This window comes from Salmonella sp. 32082101201600294FB01SM01 (assembly GCF_017572865.1).
GTDB classification, from domain to species: domain Bacteria; phylum Pseudomonadota; class Gammaproteobacteria; order Enterobacterales; family Enterobacteriaceae; genus Salmonella; species Salmonella enterica.
In genome coordinates this window covers 475,775-497,389 of the sequence record NZ_JAGESB010000003.1, presented here as the reverse complement: position 1 = coordinate 497,389, position 21,615 = coordinate 475,775, and the positions used below count along the sequence as shown (strand labels likewise).

Below are 21,615 nucleotides of genomic sequence, written 5' to 3'. Positions count from 1 at the left end.
GCGCAATTTTTCAGAATCGAAAGGTTCAAAGTACAAATAAGCATATAAGGAAAAGAGAATGGCTAAGGGGCAATCTTTACAAGATCCGTTCCTGAACGCATTGCGTCGGGAACGTGTTCCAGTTTCTATTTATTTGGTGAATGGTATTAAGCTGCAAGGTCAAATCGAGTCCTTTGATCAGTTCGTGATCCTGTTGAAGAACACGGTCAGCCAGATGGTTTATAAGCACGCGATTTCTACTGTTGTCCCGTCTCGCCCGGTTTCCCATCACAGCAACAATGCCGGTGGCGGCGCCAGCAATAACTACCATCACGGTAGCAACGCGCAGGGTTCTACTGCGCAACAGGACAGCGAAGAGACTGAATAAGTTCACGCGCTGTTTATCCATGTCGGGGGCGTCGGATAATCGCCCCCGCTGGTTATTAAGAGGGTTTACGCTTGTTTGACCGTTATGATGCCGGTGAGCAGGCGGTACTGGTACACATCTATTTTTCGCAAGACAAAGATATGGAAGACCTCCAGGAGTTTGAATCTCTGGTCTCTTCCGCCGGTGTCGAAGCAATGCAGGTGATTACCGGTAGCCGTAAAGCACCGCACCCGAAGTACTTTGTAGGTGAAGGTAAGGCAGTTGAAATTGCGGAAGCCGTGAAAGCGACTGGCGCAGCGGTCGTATTGTTTGATCATGCATTGAGTCCAGCCCAGGAGCGAAACCTGGAGCGTTTGTGCGAGTGCCGGGTTATCGATCGCACCGGTCTTATCTTAGATATTTTTGCCCAACGTGCACGTACCCATGAAGGTAAGTTGCAGGTTGAGCTGGCGCAGCTACGCCATCTGGCTACGCGTCTGGTGCGTGGCTGGACCCACCTTGAACGTCAGAAAGGCGGGATTGGTTTGCGCGGTCCGGGTGAAACCCAGCTCGAAACCGACCGTCGTTTACTGCGTAATCGCATTGTGCAGATTCAGTCGCGCCTGGAGAAAGTTGAGAAGCAACGTGAGCAGGGGCGGCAGTCGCGCATCAAGGCCGACGTTCCGACGGTATCGCTGGTGGGCTATACCAACGCCGGAAAATCCACCCTTTTTAATCAGATCACTGAAGCGCGGGTCTATGCGGCAGATCAGCTATTTGCGACGCTGGACCCCACGTTACGTCGTATTGATGTAGCGGATGTCGGTGAAACCGTTCTGGCGGATACGGTAGGCTTTATCCGCCATTTACCGCACGATCTGGTGGCTGCCTTTAAAGCTACCCTGCAGGAGACGCGTCAGGCGACGCTGCTGCTGCATGTGGTCGATGCGGCGGATGTTCGTGTGCAGGAAAACATCGAGGCGGTAAACACCGTTCTTGAAGAGATTGACGCTCACGAAATCCCCACCTTAATGGTGATGAACAAAATCGATATGCTGGACGACTTTGAACCGCGTATCGACAGAGATGAAGAGAATAAACCCATCCGCGTTTGGCTTTCAGCGCAAAGCGGCGTGGGAATACCACAGCTTTTTCAGGCTTTGACGGAGCGTCTTTCCGGCGAGGTGGCGCAGCATACGCTGCGTTTGCCGCCGCAGGAAGGGCGTCTGAGAAGCCGGTTTTATCAGCTTCAGGCAATAGAAAAAGAGTGGATGGAGGAAGACGGTAGCGTCAGTCTGCAGGTACGAATGCCGATTGTCGACTGGCGTCGCCTCTGTAAACAAGAACCGGCGTTGATCGAATACGTGATCTAGACGCGAAGTCATTCAGGTCGTATTGAAGCGGTAGCTGAGAGAATTTCAGGAGCTCACAACGAAGTGACCTGGGGTAAAAAAGCCGCCACTCAGGACGCAGTCTGAAAGATGATGTCTGTAACGGCGGTTCGTCTGAAGCATGGAGTAATTTCGCCTTATCCTCTGAGGTCGAAAGACAACGGGGATCACCGCATAACAAATATGGAGCACAAACATGGCGTGGAATCAGCCCGGTAATAACGGACAGGACCGCGACCCGTGGGGAAGCAGCAAACCTGGCAGCAACTCTGGGGGAAATGGAAACAAAGGTGGCCGCGATCAGGGACCTCCCGATCTGGATGATATCTTCCGTAAGCTGAGTAAAAAACTCGGTGGTTTTGGGGGCGGTAAAGGCACCGGTTCCGGCGGCGGTAGCTCATCGCAAGGCCCGCGTCCGCAACTGGGAGGCCGTATTGTCGCCATCGCCGCGGCGGCAGTAGTCATTATCTGGGCGGCCAGCGGTTTTTATACCATTAAAGAAGCCGAGCGCGGCGTTGTGACGCGTTTTGGTAAATTCAGCCATCTGGTAGAGCCAGGTCTGAACTGGAAGCCGACATTTATTGACGACGTCACGCCGGTGAACGTCGAAGCGGTGCGCGAACTGGCGGCGTCAGGCGTGATGCTGACGTCTGATGAAAACGTCGTGCGCGTTGAAATGAACGTGCAATACCGCGTCACCGATCCGCAGAAATATCTGTTTAGCGTGACCAGCCCGGACGATAGCCTGCGTCAGGCCACCGACAGCGCGCTGCGTGGCGTCATTGGTAAATACACGATGGATCGCATCCTGACCGAAGGTCGTACCGTTATTCGTAGCGATACCCAACGCGAGCTGGAAGAGACTATCAAACCGTACAACATGGGGATTACCCTGCTGGACGTGAACTTCCAGGCTGCGCGTCCGCCGGAAGAGGTGAAAGCCGCCTTTGACGACGCGATTGCCGCACGTGAAAACGAGCAGCAGTACATTCGTGAAGCGGAAGCGTATACCAACGAAGTTCAGCCGCGCGCCAACGGTCAGGCGCAGCGTATTCTGGAAGAGGCACGCGCCTATAAAACCCAGACTATCCTGGAAGCGCAGGGTGAAGTCGCCCGGTTTGCGAAGATTTTGCCGGAATATAAAGCCGCGCCGCAGATTACACGCGAGCGTCTGTATATTGAAACGATGGAAAAAGTGCTGAGCCATACCCGTAAAGTACTGGTTAACGACAAGAGCGGTAATTTAATGGTGCTGCCGTTAGATCAGATGCTGAAAGGCGGGAATGCGCCGGCGGCAAAGAGCGACAATAGCGCCAGCAACCTGCTGCGCCTGCCGCCGTCCACAAAGTCTAACGCCAGCGGAGCAAGCAACACGTCGTCCTCAAATCAGGGCGATATTATGGACCAACGCCGCGCGAATGCGCAGCGTAACGACTACCAGCGTCAGGGGGAATAACGATGCGTAAGTCAGTTATTGCGATTATCATCATCGTGCTGGTAGTGCTCTACATGTCCGTCTTTGTGGTCAAAGAGGGCGAGCGTGGCATTACGCTGCGTTTTGGTAAAGTTCTGCGTGACGATGAGAACAAACCGCTGGTTTACGCGCCGGGTCTGCACTTTAAGATCCCGTTTATTGAATCAGTGAAAATGCTTGATGCGCGTATCCAGACGATGGATAACCAGGCCGATCGCTTTGTGACTAAAGAGAAGAAAGACCTGATTGTCGACTCCTACATCAAATGGCGTATCAGCGACTTTAGCCGTTACTATCTGGCGACCGGCGGCGGCGATATTTCGCAAGCCGAAGTGCTGTTAAAACGTAAATTCTCGGACCGTTTGCGTTCTGAGATTGGTCGCCTGGACGTAAAAGACATCGTGACCGATTCTCGTGGTCGTCTGACTCTGGAAGTGCGCGACGCGCTGAACTCCGGTTCAGCCGGTACCGATGATGAAGTAGCGACCCCGGCGGCGGATGACGCGATTGCCGAAGCGGCGGAACGCGTCACGGCGGAAACCAAAGGTAAAGTACCGGTCATCAACCCGAACAGTATGGCGGCGTTGGGTATCGAAGTGGTCGATGTGCGTATTAAGCAGATCAACCTGCCGACCGAGGTTTCTGAGGCGATTTACAACCGTATGCGTGCCGAGCGTGAAGCGGTCGCGCGTCGTCATCGTTCACAAGGTCAGGAAGAAGCGGAAAAACTGCGTGCGGCTGCTGACTATGAGGTGACGAAAACTCTGGCGGAAGCCGAGCGTCAGGGGCGTATCATGCGTGGTGAAGGTGATGCTGAGGCCGCGAAGCTGTTTGCCGATGCGTTCAGCCAGGACCCTGATTTCTACGCCTTCATTCGTAGTCTGCGCGCTTACGAGAAGAGCTTCGAAGGTAATCAGGACGTGATGGTACTGAGCCCGGACAGCGATTTCTTCCGCTACATGAAGACACCGAGTTCGACGACACGTTAAAATAGCGTCAGCGGTTTTAGACCAGCAAAACCACCGCATCCAAAGGATGCCGGTGGTTTTCTTTTATAAGGGCGATAAATGAATTCAACAATCTGGTTGGCGCTTGCTCTGGTATTAGTCCTCGAAGGGCTGGGACCGATGCTGTATCCCGGCGCATGGAAAAAAATGGTTTCGGCACTGGCGCAACTGCCGGAAAATGTTTTACGACGTTTTGGCGGCGGACTTGTGGTTGCGGGAGTTGTGGTCTACTACATGTTGAGGAAAACGATTGGCTGAGCAAAAAGTGGTCGGATTTGCCGCAGATTGAGTGCAAAAAGTGCTGTATATCTGAAAAAGCGATGGTAGAATCCATTTTTAAGCAAACGGTGATTTTGAAAAATGGGTAACAACGTCGTCGTACTGGGCACCCAATGGGGTGACGAAGGTAAAGGAAAGATCGTCGATCTTCTGACTGAACGGGCTAAATATGTTGTACGCTACCAGGGCGGTCACAATGCAGGCCATACTCTCGTAATCAACGGTGAAAAAACCGTTCTCCATCTTATTCCATCAGGTATTCTTCGCGAGAATGTAACCAGCATCATCGGTAACGGTGTTGTGCTGTCTCCGAGCGCGCTGATGAAAGAGATGAAAGAACTGGAAGACCGTGGCATCCCCGTTCGTGAGCGTCTGCTGCTGTCTGAAGCCTGTCCGCTGATCCTTGATTATCACGTTGCGCTGGATAACGCGCGTGAGAAAGCGCGTGGCGCGAAAGCGATCGGCACCACCGGTCGTGGAATCGGGCCTGCTTATGAAGATAAAGTGGCACGTCGCGGTCTGCGTGTTGGTGACCTTTTCGACAAAGAAACCTTCGCTGAAAAACTGAAAGAAGTGATGGAATATCACAACTTCCAGTTGGTTAACTACTACAAAGCTGAAGCGGTTGATTACCAGAAAGTTCTGGATGATACGATGGCTGTTGCCGACATCCTGACTTCTATGGTTGTTGACGTTTCGGACCTGCTCGACCAGGCGCGTCAGCGTGGCGATTTCGTCATGTTTGAAGGTGCGCAGGGTACCCTGCTGGATATCGACCACGGTACTTATCCGTACGTAACTTCTTCTAACACCACTGCAGGTGGCGTGGCGACCGGTTCCGGCCTGGGCCCGCGTTATGTTGATTACGTTCTGGGTATCCTCAAGGCTTACTCCACTCGTGTAGGTGCAGGTCCGTTCCCGACTGAGCTGTTTGATGAAACCGGCGAGTTCCTCTGCAAGCAGGGTAACGAATACGGCGCTACTACCGGCCGTCGTCGTCGTACCGGCTGGCTGGACACCGTTGCCGTTCGTCGTGCGGTACAGCTGAACTCCCTGTCTGGCTTCTGCCTGACCAAACTGGACGTGTTGGATGGCCTGAAAGAGGTGAAACTCTGCGTGGCTTATCGTATGCCGGATGGCCGCGAAGTGACTACCACTCCGCTGGCAGCTGACGACTGGAAAGGTGTAGAGCCGATTTACGAAACCATGCCGGGCTGGTCTGAATCCACCTTCGGCGTGAAAGATCGTAGCGGTCTGCCGCAGGCGGCACTGAACTACATCAAGCGTATCGAAGAACTGACCGGCGTGCCGATTGATATTATTTCTACCGGCCCCGATCGTACTGAGACGATGATTCTGCGCGATCCGTTCGACGCGTAATTGATGGATGATGCCCGGTAACGCTACGCTTACCGGGTCTATGATGAGTACGCATTTGATAGCCGGATAAGATGCTTTGCATCACCCTTCGGTTCAAATGCGTCATTGTTCCCCGCTTTTTTCCTTCCTGAACCGAAATAAATTAGCAGCCTGACAGGTGGCTGGTTTATCATCAATACAGATAAGTTATATCCCGTTTTCCCTTTTCCTGAGGTTGATGTGCAGTTAACGAGTTTCACCGATTACGGCTTACGTGCGCTAATCTATATGGCGTCGTTACCAGATGGACGAATGACCAGCATTTCTGAGGTGACAGAAGTCTACGGCGTGTCCCGTAATCATATGGTCAAAATTATCAATCAGCTTAGCCGGGCGGGCTTTGTCACCGCCGTTCGGGGAAAAAATGGCGGTATCCGCCTGGGTAAACCGGCTAATACTATTTGTATTGGCGATGTGGTGCGTGAGCTGGAACCCTTATCACTGGTCAACTGTAGCAGCGAATTTTGCCACATCACCCCTGCCTGTCGTCTGAAACAGGCGCTTTCTAAGGCCGTGCAGAGTTTTCTCAAGGAGCTGGATAACTACACGCTTGCCGATTTGGTTGAAGAGAATCAACCGCTTTATAAATTATTACTGGTGGAGTGAAGTAAACTTCATTAGAGATGACAATGGAGGAACCTCAATGTCACAAGATCCTTTCCAGGAACGCGAAGCAGAAAAATACGCGAATCCTATCCCGAGCCGGGAATTTATCCTCGAACATTTAACGAAACGTGAAAAACCGGCCAGTCGCGAAGAACTGGCCGTAGAACTGAATATTGAAGGCGAAGAGCAGCTTGAAGCCTTGCGTCGCCGTCTGCGCGCGATGGAGCGCGACGGACAACTGGTCTTTACCCGCCGCCAGTGCTATGCGCTGCCGGAACGCCTCGACCTGCTGAAAGGCACCGTGATCGGTCATCGTGATGGTTACGGTTTCTTACGTGTCGAAGGCCGCAAAGACGATCTGTATCTTTCCAGCGAGCAGATGAAAACCTGTATTCATGGCGATCAGGTGCTGGCGCAGCCGCTGGGCGCCGATCGTAAAGGTCGCCGCGAAGCGCGTATCGTCCGTGTACTGGTACCGAAAACCAGTCAGATAGTCGGGCGTTATTTCACCGATGCGGGCGTCGGCTTTGTAGTGCCGGACGACAGCCGTCTCAGCTTCGACATTCTTATCCCGCCAGAAGACGTCATGGGCGCGCGGATGGGGTTCGTGGTCGTGGTTGAACTGACCCAACGTCCAACTCGCCGTACTAAAGCGGTAGGGAAAATCGTCGAAGTGCTGGGCGACAATATGGGCACCGGTATGGCGGTTGATATGGCGCTGCGTACCCATGAAATACCCTACATCTGGCCGCAGGCGGTAGAGCAGCAGGTCGCCGGGCTGAAAGAAGAGGTGCCGGAAGAGGCGAAAGTCGGTCGTGTCGATCTGCGCGATTTGCCGCTGGTCACTATTGATGGCGAAGATGCCCGTGACTTTGACGACGCGGTTTACTGTGAGAAAAAACGCGGCGGCGGCTGGCGTTTGTGGGTCGCTATTGCTGACGTGAGCTATTATGTACGGCCGCCAACGCCGTTGGATCGCGAGGCGCGCAATCGCGGCACGTCGGTTTACTTCCCGTCACAGGTTGTCCCAATGTTGCCGGAGGTGCTCTCCAACGGCCTGTGTTCGCTAAACCCGCAGGTTGACAGGCTGTGTATGGTCTGTGAAATGACCATCTCGGCGAAAGGTCGGCTGACCGGCTACAAATTCTATGAAGCGGTGATGAGCTCCCATGCGCGTCTGACCTATACCAAAGTCTGGCATATGCTGCAGGGCGATCAGGATCTGCGTGAACAATATGCGCCGCTGGTGAAGCATATTGAAGAGCTGCACAACCTCTACAAAGTGCTGGATAAAGCGCGTGAAGAGCGCGGGGGGATCTCGTTTGAGAGCGAAGAGGCGAAGTTTATCTTTAACGCCGATCGTCGCATTGAGCGTATCGAACAGACCCAGCGTAATGACGCGCATAAGCTTATCGAAGAGTGCATGATCATGGCGAATATCTCGGCGGCGCGCTTTGTCGAAAAAGCTAAAGAGCCGGCGTTATTCCGTATTCATGATAAGCCCACCACCGAAGCGATCACCTCATTCCGCTCCGTACTGGCGGAGCTGGGGTTGGAGCTGCCGGGCGGAAACAAACCGGAACCGCGCGATTATGCCGAACTGCTTGAATCGATTGCCGACCGGCCGGACGCCGAAATGCTGCAAACTATGCTGCTGCGTTCAATGAAGCAGGCGATTTACGATCCGGAAAACCGCGGGCACTTTGGCCTGGCGTTGCAGTCTTATGCGCACTTTACCTCGCCGATTCGCCGCTATCCGGATCTTTCTTTGCACCGCGCCATTAAGTACCTGCTGGCGAAAGAGCAAGGGAACAAGGGCAACACCACAGAAACGGGCGGTTATCACTACTCGATGGAAGAGATGTTGCAGCTCGGTCAGCACTGTTCGATGGCGGAACGCCGCGCTGATGAAGCGACGCGTGATGTCTCCGACTGGCTGAAATGTGACTTTATGCTGGATCAGGTAGGCAACGTCTTTAAGGGCGTGATTGCCAGCGTCACCGGTTTCGGCTTCTTTGTCCGTCTTGATGAACTGTTTATCGATGGGCTGGTACACGTTTCCTCACTGGATAACGATTACTATCGCTTCGATCAGGTAGGGCAACGTCTGATTGGCGAGTCCGGTGGGCAGACATATCGCCTGGGCGACCGGGTCGAGGTACGCGTCGAAGCGGTGAATATGGACGAACGGAAAATTGACTTTAGCCTGATCTCCAGCGAGCGCGCACCGCGTAACGTCGGCAAAACGGCGCGTGAAAAAGCGAAAAAAGGTGAAAGTAAAAACGCCGGTAAACGTCGTCAGGTAGGTAAAAAAGTTAACTTCGAGCCTGATAGCGCCTTCCGCGGCGAGAAAAAAGCGAAGCCGAAAGCAGCGAAAAAAGACGCGAGAAAAGCAAAAAAGCCATCGGCTAAAACGCAGAAAATAGCCGCAGCGACCAAAGCGAAGCGTGCGGCGAAGAAAAAAGCGGCAGAGTGAGCAATACCCTCTTCAAACAGAAGAGGGTGAATTATCTGTAGGCCGGGCAAGCGTAGCGCCCCCGGCAAAACGTAAACAATGAGTACATTAATGAGCGAAATGATTTACGGCATCCACGCAGTGCAGGCCCTGCTGGAGCGCGCCCCTGAACGTTTTCAGGAAGTCTTTATTTTAAAAGGCCGTGAAGATAAACGTCTGTTGCCGCTGATCCACGCCCTTGAGTCCCAGGGCGTGGTTATCCAGCTGGCAAACCGCCAATATCTCGACGAGAAAAGCGACGGTGCCGTGCATCAGGGCATTATCGCTCGCGTGAAACCAGGCCGGCAGTATCAGGAAAACGATCTGCCGGATCTGATCGCATTACACGATCGCCCCTTTTTGTTGATCCTCGATGGCGTCACCGATCCGCATAATCTTGGCGCCTGTCTGCGCAGCGCCGATGCCGCAGGCGTACATGCGGTAATCGTGCCGAAAGACCGCTCCGCGCAACTTAACGCGACGGCGAAGAAAGTCGCCTGCGGCGCAGCGGAAAGCGTGCCGTTGATCCGCGTCACCAACCTGGCGCGCACGATGCGCATGTTGCAGGAAGAGAATATCTGGATTGTCGGAACGGCGGGCGAGGCTGACCATACGCTGTATCAGAGCAAAATGCCTGGCCGCATGGCGCTGGTCATGGGCGCAGAAGGTGAAGGTATGCGTCGTCTGACCCGTGAGCACTGCGATGAGCTGATCAGCATTCCTATGGCCGGTAGCGTGTCGTCGCTGAATGTCTCTGTGGCGACCGGGATTTGTCTGTTTGAAGCCGTTCGCCAGCGCACCTGACGCTAATATTCTTTTTTAAGAAAATAACCATCCATAATCGGATGGTTTTTTTTTATCTTTGGCTGGTAATATAAAAAGCAAAACCTACCCTGTAACTCCCTTTATTTATAAAAAAGAGATAGAGATAATAATATGGCATGGACTCCACGGACGCTGGCGGATGCGTTAAACAACATCGCTGAATTAAATATTGATATAGAAAATAATGAATCTTCATTAATAATAAAAATGAATGATTATGGCGATTTACCACTGGCGGTTTTATTTACCTCGCAACAAATAGTTATCGAGACTTATATCTGTCCGGTAAATACGATTAGAGATACCGCGGAATTTAATCTTTTCTTGCTGAGAAATCAGAAGGTTTTACCGCTGTCTTCGGTCGGTATTACCCAGGTAAAACAGGAGGAATATTATGTCGCTTTTGGCGCGTTGTCGTTAAATTCGTCGCTTGCCGACGTGACGCTGGAAATCACCACGCTTGTAGAAAATGCGTTGGATATCGCTGAAATAACACAAGTCTATTCACAGGAATAATACAGGCGGCTTACATGGGAATTTTAAAAAGTTTGTTCACGTTAGGTAAATCATTCGTTGCTCAGGCAGAAGAAGCCATTGATGAAGCACAGGGTGTACGTATGCTGGAGCAGCATATTCGCGACGCAAAAGCCGAGCTGGATAAAGCGGGTAAATCCAGAGTGGATTTATTGGCGCGGGTGAAGCTAAGCCATGACAAGCTGAATGATTTACGTGAGCGTAAAGCCAGCCTTGAAACGCGGGCGTTGGCGGCAATGAGTAAGAATGTCGACGCCGCTTTACTCAACGAAGTGGCGGAAGAAATAGCCCGTCTGGAAAATGCCATTCTTGCCGAAGAACAGGTGCTGACTAATCTGGAAGCCTCTCGTGATGCGGTGGAGAAGGCCGTAACGGCGACAGGCCAGCGGATTGCGCAGTTTGAGCAGCAACTTGAAGTGGTTAAGGCGACAGAAGCCATGCAGCGCGCCCAGCAGGCGGTGACGACTTCGACCGTCGGAGCCGCGTCGAATGTGTCTACGGCGGCGGAGTCGCTTAAACGTTTACAAACGCGTCAGGCTGAACGCCAGGCCCGGCTGGATGCCGCCGCGCAGCTGGAAAAAGTCGCCGATGGACGCGACCTGGACGAAAAACTGGCGCAGGCCGGCATTGGCGCAACCAATAAAAGCAATGCTCAGGATGTGTTGGCGCGTTTACAGCGTCAACAAGGCGAATAATGCTCTTTACGTGGATGGTCAAAACCTGCCAGCGTCATTTGTCCAGACTGACCTGGCCTGTTTATCGGGCAGTATCTGCTTTGTTATCGGTAGCGCGAAAGCGCGCTACCGTGCTGAGCTCGTCGCTTTCATACGAGACGGCACATGAATGCGCGATCTCAAATGGCATTATGCCTAACGACAATCGCATTCTGGCTGAAGAGGTCGCATGGCAAGAGATAGAGGTTCCCCTATGATGCAATTTTTTCAGCGTTTGCTCGGTAAAACAAGCGCGCCAGCGCCGATTCGCGGACCATTAGGATTACATCTTAACGCCGGTTTCACGCTGGATACGCTGGCATTCCGGCTACTGAAGTCGTCGTTGCTGGTAGAGCTACCGGGTGAAAAATACACTGTCGCGGCAGCGAGTCGCATAGATTTAGGCGGCGGCAGTCAGATTTTTCGCTACTACACTTCTGGCGATGAGTTTCTGCAAATTAACACCACTGGCGGCACGGATGTTGACGACATTGATGACATCAAACTCTTTGTATATGAGGAAAGTTTCGGTATTAACGAGGAACGTCACTGGCGTTCAGCCATTGCGCCAGCGGCAATAGGGCCGATGACGCTCAATTGGCAAGAACGGCGCTGGCAACGCTTTTTTAACCATGAAGAGCCGGGCAATATTGAACCTGTCTACATGCTGGAAAAGGTTGAAAATCAGCAGGCAGAGAAATGGGACGTTCACAATTTTACGATGGGCTTCCAGCGCCAGGTGACGGATGACGCCTGGGAGTATCTTTTATTGACCGGGGAAGAATCATTTAACGAGCGCGGTGAGCCTGAATGGGTGTTTTCGCGCGCGCTCGGCGTGGATATCCCGCTCACCTCACTGACGGTTATTAGTTAAGCACATACAGGACAATTATGCATATACTGGACGCATTACTGGCTTTCTGCGCCTATTTTTTTATTGGCGCGGCAATGGTCATCGCATTTCTTTTTATTTACTCAAAGATAACGCCGCATAATGAATGGCAGTTGATAAAAAATAACAATACTGCGGCATCGCTGGCCTTTAGCGGTACGTTGCTGGGCTATGTCATCCCCTTATCCAGCGCGGCGATAAACTCGGTCAGCATCCCGGACTATTTTGCCTGGGGCGGCATTGCGCTGGTGATTCAACTGCTGATTTATGGCTGCGTAAGGTTATACATGCCTACGCTGAGCGAAAAAATTATTCATCACAACGTGGCGGCGGGGCTATTTATGGGAACCGCAGCGCTGGCTGGCGGTATTTTTAACGCTGCCTGTATGACATGGTAACGGAAGATCATGGCAAAAAAACGAAAATCCAGAAGAACATCCGGCGTAGGCCATTCGGCAATAAGACGGATAGCCGAACCGGTTAATCCCTTTGAGCGGCAACGAAATCGCTACACGCCAAAATGCCTGACGCTGGCGATTATGGGCGGAGCGGCCTTTTTTCTCCTGAAAGGGTGCGGTGATGGCGGCAATACTGACAACGACGGCGATGGGACGTTTTACGCCACGGTGAACGACTGTATTGACGATGGCAATAGTGCCAGCGTTTGCGCTGACGGCTGGAATAATGCGAAAACAGAATTTTACGCGAATGTGCCTAAGCAATTGACGCAGGAGAGCTGTCAGTCGCAGTTTGGCGATTGCTACTTTGATAGCACCGATCGGAGTTGGGTTCCGGTATTAAGCGGCTTTTTGCTCAGCCGCGCGATTCGTCAAAACCGTGACGAACAATACATCTATAGCAGCGGCGGTTCATCCTACGCCTCCCGTCCCGTCTGGCGCACCACGTCCGGCGATTATGCGTGGCGCAGCGGTACCGGGAAAAGCGATACCGCGACCAGCCCTGGTTATATCACACGGAAAGCGTCCACCGTCTCCCGCGGCGGCTATGGCCGTTCTTCCAGCGCCCGCGGGCACTGGGGAGGCTAACCATGCTACGACATAACGTACCGGTACGCCGGGATCTGGATAAGATCGCCTGCGATCACGGTTTTGACTTTCATGTTATCGATAACGAAATTTACTGGGATGAAAGCCGGGCCTACCGTTTTACATTACGGCAAATTGAAGAACAGATCGAAAAACCGACCGCAGAGCTTCATCAGATGTGTCTGGAGATTGTCGAGCGGGCCGTCCGGGATGAGCAGATCATGCAGCAGTTGGCGATCCCGCCATTGTACTGGGATGTCATCGCCGAAAGTTGGCGCAGCCGCGATCCTTCGCTTTACGGACGGATGGATTTCGTCTGGTGCGGCAAAGATCCGGTTAAATTGCTGGAATACAACGCGGATACGCCGACATCGCTCTATGAATCCTCCTACTTTCAATGGCTATGGCTGGAGGATGCTCGTTGTAGCGGCGCCATTCCGCGTGATGCCGATCAATACAACGCGATACAGGAGCGGCTGATCGCCCGCTTCAGCGAGCTGTACAGTCGGGAACCGCTCTACTTTTGCTGTTGTGAAGATACCGACGAAGATCGTACGACGGTGCTGTACCTTCAGGATTGCGCGCAGCAGGCGGGCCAGGAAACGCGATTTATCTATATTGAAGAACTGGGGCTTGGCGTAGGCGGCGTGCTGACCGATCTGGACGATAACGTGATTCGCCGCGCCTTTAAGCTCTACCCGCTGGAATGGATGATGCGCGATGACAACGGCCCGCTACTGCGAAAACGGCGTGAGCAATGGATTGAGCCATTGTGGAAAAGTATTCTGAGTAACAAAGGGCTGTTGCCGTTATTGTGGCGCTTTTTCCCTGGCCATCCGAATCTGCTACCGGCCTGGTTTGAGGGCGAAAAATCGCTCGCAGCGCCAGGCGAAAGCAGCGTACGGAAGCCGATTTATTCACGTGAAGGCGGCAACGTCACGATTTTCGACGAGCGGCAAAATGTTATCGATCATGCCGACGGCGACTACGCTGACGAGCCGATGATTTACCAGGCGTTTCAGCCTTTGCCGCGCTTTGGCGATAGCTATACGCTGATTGGCAGTTGGATCATTGACGATGAAGCCTCCGGGATGGGGATTCGCGAGGACAATACGCTGATTACCAAAGACACTTCCCGTTTCGTCCCACATTATATTGCCGGTTAATCATACTTTTGTGATCTTGCTCCGGCGTCAATGGCGCAGTCATGACCATACTTGACTTCAGCGCCATTGAAGGAGGGAGACACCATGTCCTGGCAAACACATACCGTCTTTAATCAACCTGCTCCGCTCAATAACAGTAACTTATTCCTGTCTGATGGCGCGCTGTGTGAAGCGGTTTCCCGGGAAGGCGCGGGATGGGATAGCGATCTTCTCGCCAGCATTGGCCAACAACTGGGAACGGCGGAATCACTGGAACTGGGTCGTTTGGCGAATGCGTATCCTCCTGAGTTGCTGCGTTACGATCCCCAGGGGCAACGTCTGGATGACGTTCGCTTTCATCCCGCCTGGCACCTGTTGATGCAGGGGCTTTGCGCTAATCGGGTACATAACCTGGCCTGGGAGGAAGAGGCAAGGGCGGGAAGTTTTGTCGCCCGGGCGGCGCGTTTTGTATTACATGCTCAGGTAGAAGCGGGAACACTCTGTCCTGTCACGATGACCTTTGCCGCGACACCGTTGCTATTGCAGATGCTTCCCGCCACTTTCCATGACTGGCTGGCGCCGCTGCGCAGCGATCGCTACGATTCGCATTTGCTGCCGGGCGGGCAAAAACGGGGTCTGCTCATCGGCATGGGAATGACGGAAAAGCAGGGCGGATCGGACGTACTCAGTAATACGACCCACGCGGAGCGGCTGGCGGATGATTCATATCGGCTGGTGGGACATAAATGGTTTTTCTCTGTGCCGCAAAGTGATGCGCACCTCGTGCTGGCGCAGGCAAAAGGAGGATTATCCTGTTTCTTTGTGCCGCGTTTCCTGCCAGACGGGCAACGGAACTCTGTTCGTCTTGAACGCCTGAAAGATAAACTCGGTAATCGATCTAATGCCAGCGCCGAAGTCGAGTTTCAGGATGCCGTCGGCTGGCGGCTGGGAGAAGAGGGCGACGGGATTCGGCATATCTTAAAGATGGGCGGTATGACGCGTCTTGACTGCGCGCTCGGGAGTCATGGCTTAATGCGGCGTGCGTTTTCAGTCGCGATTTACCATGCTCATCAGCGTCAGGCTTTTGGTAAGCCGCTGATCGAACAACCGTTGATGCGACAAACCTTAAGTCGTATGGCGCTATGCCTGGAGGGGCAGACGGCGCTTTTGTTTCGGCTGGCGCGCGCCTGGGAGCAACGTCGCGAGGCGAAAGAGGCATTATGGGCGCGATTATTCACGCCAGCGGCGAAATTCGCCATCTGTAAGCAGGGAATCCCTTTTGTGGCTGAGGCGATGGAGGTTCTCGGCGGGATGGGGTATTGCGAAGAGAGCGAACTCCCGCGCCTGTACCGTGAAATGCCGGTGAACAGTATCTGGGAAGGTTCCGGCAATATCATGTGTCTGGATGTACTTCGGGTGCTGACAAAACAACACGGCGTCTATGACGTATTGAGTGAAGCTTTTGCGGAAGTCAAAGGTCAGGATCGCCATTACGACCGCGCGGTACGTCAGCTACAGCAACGTTTACGCAAACCGGACGAAGCAATGGGCAGAGAGATTACGCAGCAGCTTTTCTTGCTGGGATGCGGAGCGGAAATGCTGCGTCATGCCTCGCCGCCGCTGGCGCAAGCGTGGTGTCAGATGATGCTGGATACACGCGGCGAAATGCCGCTGCCTGCCCAGGTGCAAAATGATTTACTGTTAAGGGCGACCGGGGGACTGCGGTAACGTTTGGCCTGTAGTACATGCCATCCGGCGCGAGCCACGCGGCATCAGGCATAGAGTATCGCCTGTACGCGCCAGTTATCCGACTGTTGTTCTTCATACATTTGAATAATTCTGTACCAGGACGCACCCTGTTCATCGGCTTTCAGGGCGATAATCCGCTCTACATCCTGTGGGTTTCCTGCAACATTACTGACCGAGATCAGGCCGATTTCATTCAGACCCGTTACGCAGTCAGCACTGGCGAATTCGGCAGACTGTGCCGTCGTACTCACCAGTCCGGCAGAAAGCAGCAGTGAGGATAAGGCAAGTTCTTGTTTCATCGTCAGCTCCTTATTACATACCCCGCATTTAACAGGACGCTCCATCACGGTAAACCTGTTTGTTTATTGTGCACAGGTAAACGCATAGGGACGCAAAGCAATGTAAAACTGACTAAAAATCAATCTACTGTTATTGACGATACAAAATGGCTTGTGAATACCACTGGCCGGTTACAACCGTTTCATCAACCATTAAGATAACGTAATAATCGGCTTTCGCAGCGACGGCTTTCGCTCTGATTTCATCTATAGCATCATCCGGGGAGCCCCGAACCAGCGCGCTTACGGTCCCCATCCGCTGTAGTCCTTGCGTTTGATCGCGACGGATTTCCTGCGGGTGATCGGCGACAGGCGGCGCAGGTTGCGGCGTACCCTGCAGCACGCTACACGCGCTTAATAACAGCGCTGCTATCAATGAAGCAAACCGACGCATAACTCTATCTCGTTTCCTGATAATCATAGTGTAATGCCTTATTGATTTCCCTTTAGGGGGAATGTTCCCGAAGTGTTACCTGTCACGCGATTTTCGAATGAAAACGTTGCGAAAGCGTAACCCAGTTCTCAAACATTATGAATTATTGCGCTATCCATAAACTTGCGTTAAGTATTTCTCCGTGGCATACCGGATAGAAAGGAGAGAATAATGATAGCGATTGAAACACGACAATTAGCCGGAGGCGTCGTACTACATGCCTTCCCGGAAGGGAAACGCGCCGTGCCGCTTCCCTGTGTGGTGTTCTATCATGGCTTCACCTCCTCCAGCCTGGTTTATAGTTATTTTGCCGTTGCCCTGGCACAGGCAGGATTCCGGGTAGTCATGCCGGATGCGCCGGAGCATGGCGCTCGCTTCGGCGGCGACTCACAGGGACGGATACACCGATTCTGGCAGATTCTGCACCAAAACATGCAGGAATTTACGACGTTACGTGCGGCGATTCAGGCGGAAAACTGGCTACTTGACGGGCGGTTGGCGGTGGGCGGCGCATCCATGGGCGGTATGACGGCGCTGGGCATTATGACGCGTCACCGAGAGGTAAAATGCGGGGCCAGTTTAATGGGGTCGGGCTATTTTACCGGGCTCGCCCGGACGCTTTTCCCGCCGTTATCCCCGCAGAACCCGGCACAGCAGGCGGAATTCGACAATATCATCGCGCCGCTACGTGAATGGGAAGTCACACATCAGTTAGAGCGACTGGCCGACAGGCCGCTTCTGTTGTGGCATGGTCAGGAGGATGACGTGGTGCCTGCTATCGAAACCTTCCGGCTCCAGCAGGCACTCGCCGCGGCGAAGCTGGATAAGCATGTGACCTGTTTATGGGCCGCAGGCGTGCGGCATCGCATTACGCCAGAAGCGTTGTCGGCGACGGTAGCGTTTTTCCGACAGCATCTTTAAACGCGGAGTATGCTTACACCCTGGGCTTCAAGCTGTTGCAAAACCTGCGGATTGGCATTTTTGCCGGTAATAAGCATAGCGATCTGATCGGCGCGGCTGAACAGCATTCCCGCGCGCTCGCCAATTTTACTGCTATCGACCAGCGCGACCAGTTTCCCGACGACGCTGAGCATTTTTTGTTCCGCCATGGCGGTTAGCATATCGGTTTTGTACAGGCCATCCGCGGTTAAGCCCTTTCCGCTGGTAAACATCCAGTGGCCAGCATAGAGACTGTTTTCACTTCCCTGCGGGCTCAGGGTAATCGACTGGCTTTTATTATACTGACCCCCCATGATAATCACGCTGTCATGCTCTTGATCGATCAGATAATTCGCCAGCGGCAGATAGTTGGTAATGATCTGTACCGGCTTCCCGCACATTTCGCGCCCCAGCAGGAAAGCGGTGGAGCCGCAGTTAATCACTACGCTTTCACCTGGGTTCACCAGCTGCGACGCCGCTTTCGCGATGCGTACTTTTTCATCGTGGTTTTGCGCCTGGTGCAGATTCATCGGCGTCCAGCGGGGCCGCTGTTGGGTAATGGCCTCTGCGCCGTTGCGCACTTTTTTAAGTTTCCCGCTTTCGTCGAGCTTGTTGATGTCGCGGCGCGCTGTCGCCGGGGAGATCCCCAGACGCTCAATCACGTTTTCGACGGTAACAAAGCCCAACTGTGCCAGCATATCCAGCAGTATTTGATGTCTTTGTGCTTCAGTCATGAGCTATTCCGATACAAATTGATTTGAAAAGATGATATTTGAAATAGCCTGGAAATACTAAAGTAAATGGAAAAAATGCCGGGTAATCCCGGCATGATATCGACTCACAGGAAGGATTTGAACGGTAGATCGGGTTCAATGGTAAAGCAATCGTCAAACCCACGCGGATAGTGGTATTCGAAATTGTCTTTATCCAGCGGCCAGGTAAACTTGCCGCCAACCTGCCAGATAAACGGTTTAAAACCATACTTCAGGCGATCTTTCTTCATTTCCCATAGCACGCGGATCTCTTGCGGATCGGCCTGGAAGTTCGACCAGATATCGTGATGGAACGGGATCACCACTTTGGTATTCAGCGATTCCGCCATGCGTAAAATATCCGCGCTGGTCATTTTGTCCGTAATACCGCGTGGGTTTTCACCGTAAGAACCGAGCGCGACATCAATTTGATGTTCGTTGCCGTGTTTCGCGTAGTAGTTGGAATAGTGAGAATCGCCGCTGTGATAGAGATTGCCGCCCGGCGTTTTAAACAGATAGTTAACCGCGCGTACATCCATGCCGTCCGGCAGTACGCCAGCGGCTTTCTGATCGGCGGGCAGGGTGATTAATGCGGTGCGGTCAAAGGCATCAAGCGCATGAATTTCAATATCTTTCACTTTCACGACATCGCCCGGTTTTACCACGATGCAGCGTTCTTTCGGCACGCCCCAGCCAACCCATAAATCCACGCAGGTCTGTGGGCCGATAAACGGAACATCATCGGCGCAATTCTGCATTACGGCAGCCGCGACATTGACGTCAATGTGATCGTTATGGTCGTGGGTCGCCAGTACGGCGTCAATTTGACGGATAGCGAAAGGATCGAGAACAAACGGCGTGGTGCGCAGGTTAGGCTGTAATTTTTTGACGCCAGCCATACGCTGCATCTGATGGCCGGTTTTCATCAACGGATTACCGTGGCTCTGTTTACCGGTACCGCACCAGAAATCGACGCATACGTTAGTGCCGCCTTCAGATTTTAGCCAGATACCGGTACAGCCCAGCCACCACATAGCGAACGTACCCGGCGCGACCTGCTCTTGCTCAATCTCTTCGTTCAGCCAGCTTCCCCACTCCGGAAACGTGCTCAGAATCCATGATTCACGCGTGATGCTTTGTACTTTACTCATCGCATTTACCTTCATGTTTGTTCAAAATGGTTCAAAACGTGATTTGTTTTGATTAATCCTGGCACTATTTTCTCAAGAAGGCAATGGGCTATTTTTTGACTTTTGGGTAGAGGAGAACGCAGCCAGAAGAAAATTTAATCTTTTCTGGCGTCATGGGGATGTATTCATCTTTATGATTTTACTTATTTTAATGAAGAAATGAGTTATTTATAAGTAAACCATGTATTAAGTGTGCTAATTATTTGCGCGCTACGTCACATTTAATCAAATTCAATCTTGTTGTGATTACTTTTGAAAATTACAGTGGAGGGACATTATTCTGAGCGCCTGTGACTCAGCAACCTTGTCTACCGGAGATCGTTATGGAGATCCTCTACAACATCTTTACCATTTTTTTTAATCAGGTAATGACCAATGCCCCGCTATTACTGGGTATTGTGACCTGCCTGGGCTATATCCTGCTGCGTAAAAGCGTCAGCGTGATCATCAAAGGGACGATCAAAACCATCATTGGCTTCATGCTGCTACAGGCCGGGTCCGGCATTCTGACCAGCACCTTTAAACCGGTGGTGGCGAAAATGTCTGAGGTTTACGGCATCAACGGCGCGATTTCCGATACCTATGCTTCGATGATGGCAACGATCGAACGGATGGGTGATGCGTATAGTTGGGTAGGCTACGCGGTGTTGCTCGCGCTGGCGCTGAATATTTGTTACGTCTTGTTGCGACGCATTACCGGTATTCGCACCATCATGTTGACCGGGCACATCATGTTCCAGCAGGCGGGGCTGATTGCGGTCTCTTTCTATATCTTCGGCTATTCCATGTGGACCACCATTATCTGCACGGCGATACTGGTTTCCCTGTACTGGGGTATTACCTCCAACATGATGTATAAGCCGACTCAGGAAGTGACCGATGGCTGTGGTTTCTCCATCGGTCACCAGCAGCAGTTTGCTTCCTGGATTGCCTATAAAGTCGCGCCGTTCCTGGGCAAAAAAGAGGAAAGCGTTGAAGACCTCAAACTGCCGGGCTGGCTGAACATTTTCCACGACAACATCGTCTCCACGGCGATTGTAATGACCATCTTCTTTGGTGCCATTCTGCTCTCCTTCGGTATCGACACCGTGCAGGCGATGGCGGGCAAAGTGCACTGGACGGTCTACATCCTGCAAACCGGTTTCTCCTTTGCGGTGGCGATCTTCATCATCACTCAGGGCGTGCGCATGTTTGTGGCAGAACTCTCTGAGGCCTTTAACGGTATCTCCCAGCGTCTGATTCCGGGCGCAGTACTGGCGATTGACTGTGCGGCTATTTATAGCTTCGCGCCGAACGCGGTGGTCTGGGGCTTTATGTGGGGCACCATTGGTCAGCTGATTGCGGTTGGCATCCTGGTTGCCTGCGGCTCCTCGATCCTGATTATTCCTGGCTTTATCCTGATGTTCTTCTCTAACGCCACTATCGGCGTGTTCGCTAACCACTTCGGCGGCTGGCGTGCGGCGCTGAAAATTTGTCTGGTGATGGGGATGATTGAAATCTTTGGTTGCGTCTGGGCGGTGAAACTCACCGGTATGAGTGCCTGGATGGGTATGGCGGACTGGTCGATTCTGGCACCGCCGATGATGCAGGGCTTCTTCTCCCTCGGTATCGCCTTTATGGCCGTCATCATTGTAATTGCACTGGCTTATATGTTCTTCGCTGGCCGCGCACTGCGCGCAGAAGAAGATGCAGAAAAACAACTGGCAGAACAGTCTGCTTAATAAGGAGTTTTGATTATGACCGTACGTATTCTGGCTGTGTGTGGCAACGGACAAGGCAGTTCCATGATCATGAAAATGAAAGTGGACCAGTTTTTAACCCAATCAAACATTGACCACACGGTAAACAGCTGCGCGGTTGGCGAGTACAAAAGCGAGTTGAGCGGCGCGGATATCATCATCGCTTCTACCCATATTGCAGGCGAAATCAGCGTGACCGGCAACAAATATGTGGTTGGCGTGCGCAACATGCTCTCTCCAGCTGACTTCGGCCCGAAACTGCTGGAAGTGATCAAAGAACATTTCCCGCAAGACGTGAAGTAAG

General features: G+C 52.6%; 23 protein-coding genes and 1 pseudogene. 20 read left to right on the top strand and 4 right to left on the bottom strand.

What is annotated here, in order from left to right; all coding sequences use genetic code 11:
- Window positions 1–58 precede the first annotated feature (58 nt).
- The 17 genes and pseudogenes from hfq (at window position 59) to J4645_RS15555 (ending at window position 15,899) form a co-directional block, all read left to right on the top strand.
- Entirely contained in the window at window positions 59–367 is a 309-nt protein-coding gene (gene hfq / locus J4645_RS15630; protein ID WP_001051875.1) for an RNA chaperone Hfq, read from the top strand.
- A 71-nt stretch (window positions 368–438) separates the two neighbouring features.
- Window positions 439–1,719, top strand: coding sequence for a ribosome rescue GTPase HflX (gene hflX / locus J4645_RS15625; RefSeq protein WP_000460338.1), 1,281 nt, complete (start codon window positions 439–441; stop codon window positions 1,717–1,719).
- 214 nt (window positions 1,720–1,933) lie between these two features.
- Entirely contained in the window at window positions 1,934–3,193 is a 1,260-nt protein-coding gene (gene hflK, locus J4645_RS15620) for an FtsH protease activity modulator HflK (RefSeq protein WP_000312505.1), read from the top strand.
- Between the two features lie 2 nt (window positions 3,194–3,195).
- Entirely contained in the window at window positions 3,196–4,200 is a 1,005-nt protein-coding gene (hflC, locus tag J4645_RS15615; protein WP_001232417.1) for a protease modulator HflC, read from the top strand.
- Window positions 4,201–4,278: 78 nt separating this feature from the next.
- Entirely contained in the window at window positions 4,279–4,476 is a 198-nt protein-coding gene (locus tag J4645_RS15610) for a DUF2065 family protein (RefSeq protein ID WP_001089290.1), read from the top strand.
- Between the two features lie 102 nt (window positions 4,477–4,578).
- Window positions 4,579–5,877 carry an adenylosuccinate synthase gene (purA, locus tag J4645_RS15605; RefSeq protein WP_000527972.1) on the top strand — a complete coding sequence of 433 codons (1,299 nt, stop codon included), beginning with the start codon at window positions 4,579–4,581 and terminating at the stop codon, window positions 5,875–5,877.
- 219 nt (window positions 5,878–6,096) lie between these two features.
- Window positions 6,097–6,522 (top strand): nitric oxide-sensing transcriptional repressor NsrR, encoded by a 426-nt coding sequence (gene nsrR, locus J4645_RS15600; RefSeq protein WP_001177632.1) that lies wholly within the window; start codon window positions 6,097–6,099, stop codon window positions 6,520–6,522.
- A gap of 37 nt (window positions 6,523–6,559) precedes the next feature.
- Complete coding sequence (gene rnr / locus J4645_RS15595) at window positions 6,560–8,998, top strand: ribonuclease R (protein ID WP_000076354.1); 2,439 nt, start codon at window positions 6,560–6,562, stop codon at window positions 8,996–8,998.
- A 90-nt stretch (window positions 8,999–9,088) separates the two neighbouring features.
- Window positions 9,089–9,820: a 23S rRNA (guanosine(2251)-2'-O)-methyltransferase RlmB gene (gene rlmB / locus J4645_RS15590; protein ID WP_001293274.1), complete on the top strand. Its 732-nt coding sequence runs from the start codon at window positions 9,089–9,091 to the stop codon at window positions 9,818–9,820.
- 132 nt (window positions 9,821–9,952) lie between these two features.
- Window positions 9,953–10,357 (top strand): DUF2170 family protein, encoded by a 405-nt coding sequence (locus J4645_RS15585; RefSeq protein ID WP_000312612.1) that lies wholly within the window; start codon window positions 9,953–9,955, stop codon window positions 10,355–10,357.
- A 14-nt stretch (window positions 10,358–10,371) separates the two neighbouring features.
- Window positions 10,372–11,070 (top strand): PspA/IM30 family protein, encoded by a 699-nt coding sequence (locus J4645_RS15580; protein WP_000511981.1) that lies wholly within the window; start codon window positions 10,372–10,374, stop codon window positions 11,068–11,070.
- A pseudogene (locus tag J4645_RS22275) lies at window positions 11,070–11,157 on the top strand (hypothetical protein); the annotation flags it as partial. The gene J4645_RS15580 and the pseudogene J4645_RS22275, both read left to right, overlap by 1 nt.
- 121 nt (window positions 11,158–11,278) lie before the next feature.
- Window positions 11,279–11,962 (top strand): YjfK family protein, encoded by a 684-nt coding sequence (locus J4645_RS15575; protein ID WP_023215267.1) that lies wholly within the window; start codon window positions 11,279–11,281, stop codon window positions 11,960–11,962.
- A gap of 17 nt (window positions 11,963–11,979) precedes the next feature.
- Window positions 11,980–12,378 (top strand): DUF350 domain-containing protein, encoded by a 399-nt coding sequence (locus J4645_RS15570; RefSeq protein ID WP_000547736.1) that lies wholly within the window; start codon window positions 11,980–11,982, stop codon window positions 12,376–12,378.
- Between the two features lie 9 nt (window positions 12,379–12,387).
- A complete protein-coding gene (locus J4645_RS15565) occupies window positions 12,388–13,026 on the top strand; it encodes a DUF1190 domain-containing protein (protein ID WP_001085585.1) in 639 nt (212 codons plus the stop codon).
- A 2-nt stretch (window positions 13,027–13,028) separates the two neighbouring features.
- Window positions 13,029–14,192 carry a glutathionylspermidine synthase family protein gene (locus J4645_RS15560; protein ID WP_023212821.1) on the top strand — a complete coding sequence of 388 codons (1,164 nt, stop codon included), beginning with the start codon at window positions 13,029–13,031 and terminating at the stop codon, window positions 14,190–14,192.
- An 84-nt stretch (window positions 14,193–14,276) separates the two neighbouring features.
- On the top strand, window positions 14,277–15,899 hold the full coding sequence (locus J4645_RS15555) for an isovaleryl-CoA dehydrogenase (RefSeq protein WP_000118990.1): 1,623 nt from the start codon (window positions 14,277–14,279) through the stop codon (window positions 15,897–15,899).
- Between the two features lie 44 nt (window positions 15,900–15,943).
- On the opposite strand, the gene yjfN is transcribed toward J4645_RS15555, so the two are convergent.
- A complete protein-coding gene (gene yjfN / locus J4645_RS15550) occupies window positions 15,944–16,219 on the bottom strand; it encodes a DUF1471 family protease activator YjfN (protein ID WP_001518964.1) in 276 nt (91 codons plus the stop codon).
- 130 nt (window positions 16,220–16,349) lie between these two features.
- Window positions 16,350–16,679: a biofilm peroxide resistance protein BsmA gene (gene bsmA, locus J4645_RS15545; protein ID WP_000586836.1), complete on the bottom strand. Its 330-nt coding sequence runs from the start codon at window positions 16,677–16,679 to the stop codon at window positions 16,350–16,352.
- 183 nt (window positions 16,680–16,862) lie between these two features.
- Between bsmA and yjfP the strand changes: the two genes are divergently transcribed.
- Complete coding sequence (gene yjfP, locus J4645_RS15540) at window positions 16,863–17,612, top strand: esterase (protein ID WP_000560303.1); 750 nt, start codon at window positions 16,863–16,865, stop codon at window positions 17,610–17,612.
- Here the strand turns inward: yjfP and ulaR are convergent.
- Both ulaR and ulaG read right to left on the bottom strand, forming a co-directional pair.
- Window positions 17,609–18,364 carry an HTH-type transcriptional regulator UlaR gene (gene ulaR / locus J4645_RS15535; RefSeq protein ID WP_000133618.1) on the bottom strand — a complete coding sequence of 252 codons (756 nt, stop codon included), beginning with the start codon at window positions 18,362–18,364 and terminating at the stop codon, window positions 17,609–17,611. The genes yjfP and ulaR overlap by 4 nt on opposite strands.
- 104 nt (window positions 18,365–18,468) lie before the next feature.
- Window positions 18,469–19,533, bottom strand: coding sequence for an L-ascorbate 6-phosphate lactonase (ulaG, locus tag J4645_RS15530; protein ID WP_000049161.1), 1,065 nt, complete (start codon window positions 19,531–19,533; stop codon window positions 18,469–18,471).
- A 362-nt stretch (window positions 19,534–19,895) separates the two neighbouring features.
- Here ulaG and ulaA point away from each other — a divergent pair, with 362 nt between their 5' ends.
- Both ulaA and ulaB read left to right on the top strand, forming a co-directional pair.
- Window positions 19,896–21,293 (top strand): PTS ascorbate transporter subunit IIC, encoded by a 1,398-nt coding sequence (gene ulaA / locus J4645_RS15525; protein ID WP_208208990.1) that lies wholly within the window; start codon window positions 19,896–19,898, stop codon window positions 21,291–21,293.
- 15 nt (window positions 21,294–21,308) lie between these two features.
- A complete protein-coding gene (gene ulaB / locus J4645_RS15520) occupies window positions 21,309–21,614 on the top strand; it encodes a PTS ascorbate transporter subunit IIB (protein ID WP_000218358.1) in 306 nt (101 codons plus the stop codon).
- The last annotated feature ends 1 nt before the right edge of the window (window position 21,615 follow it).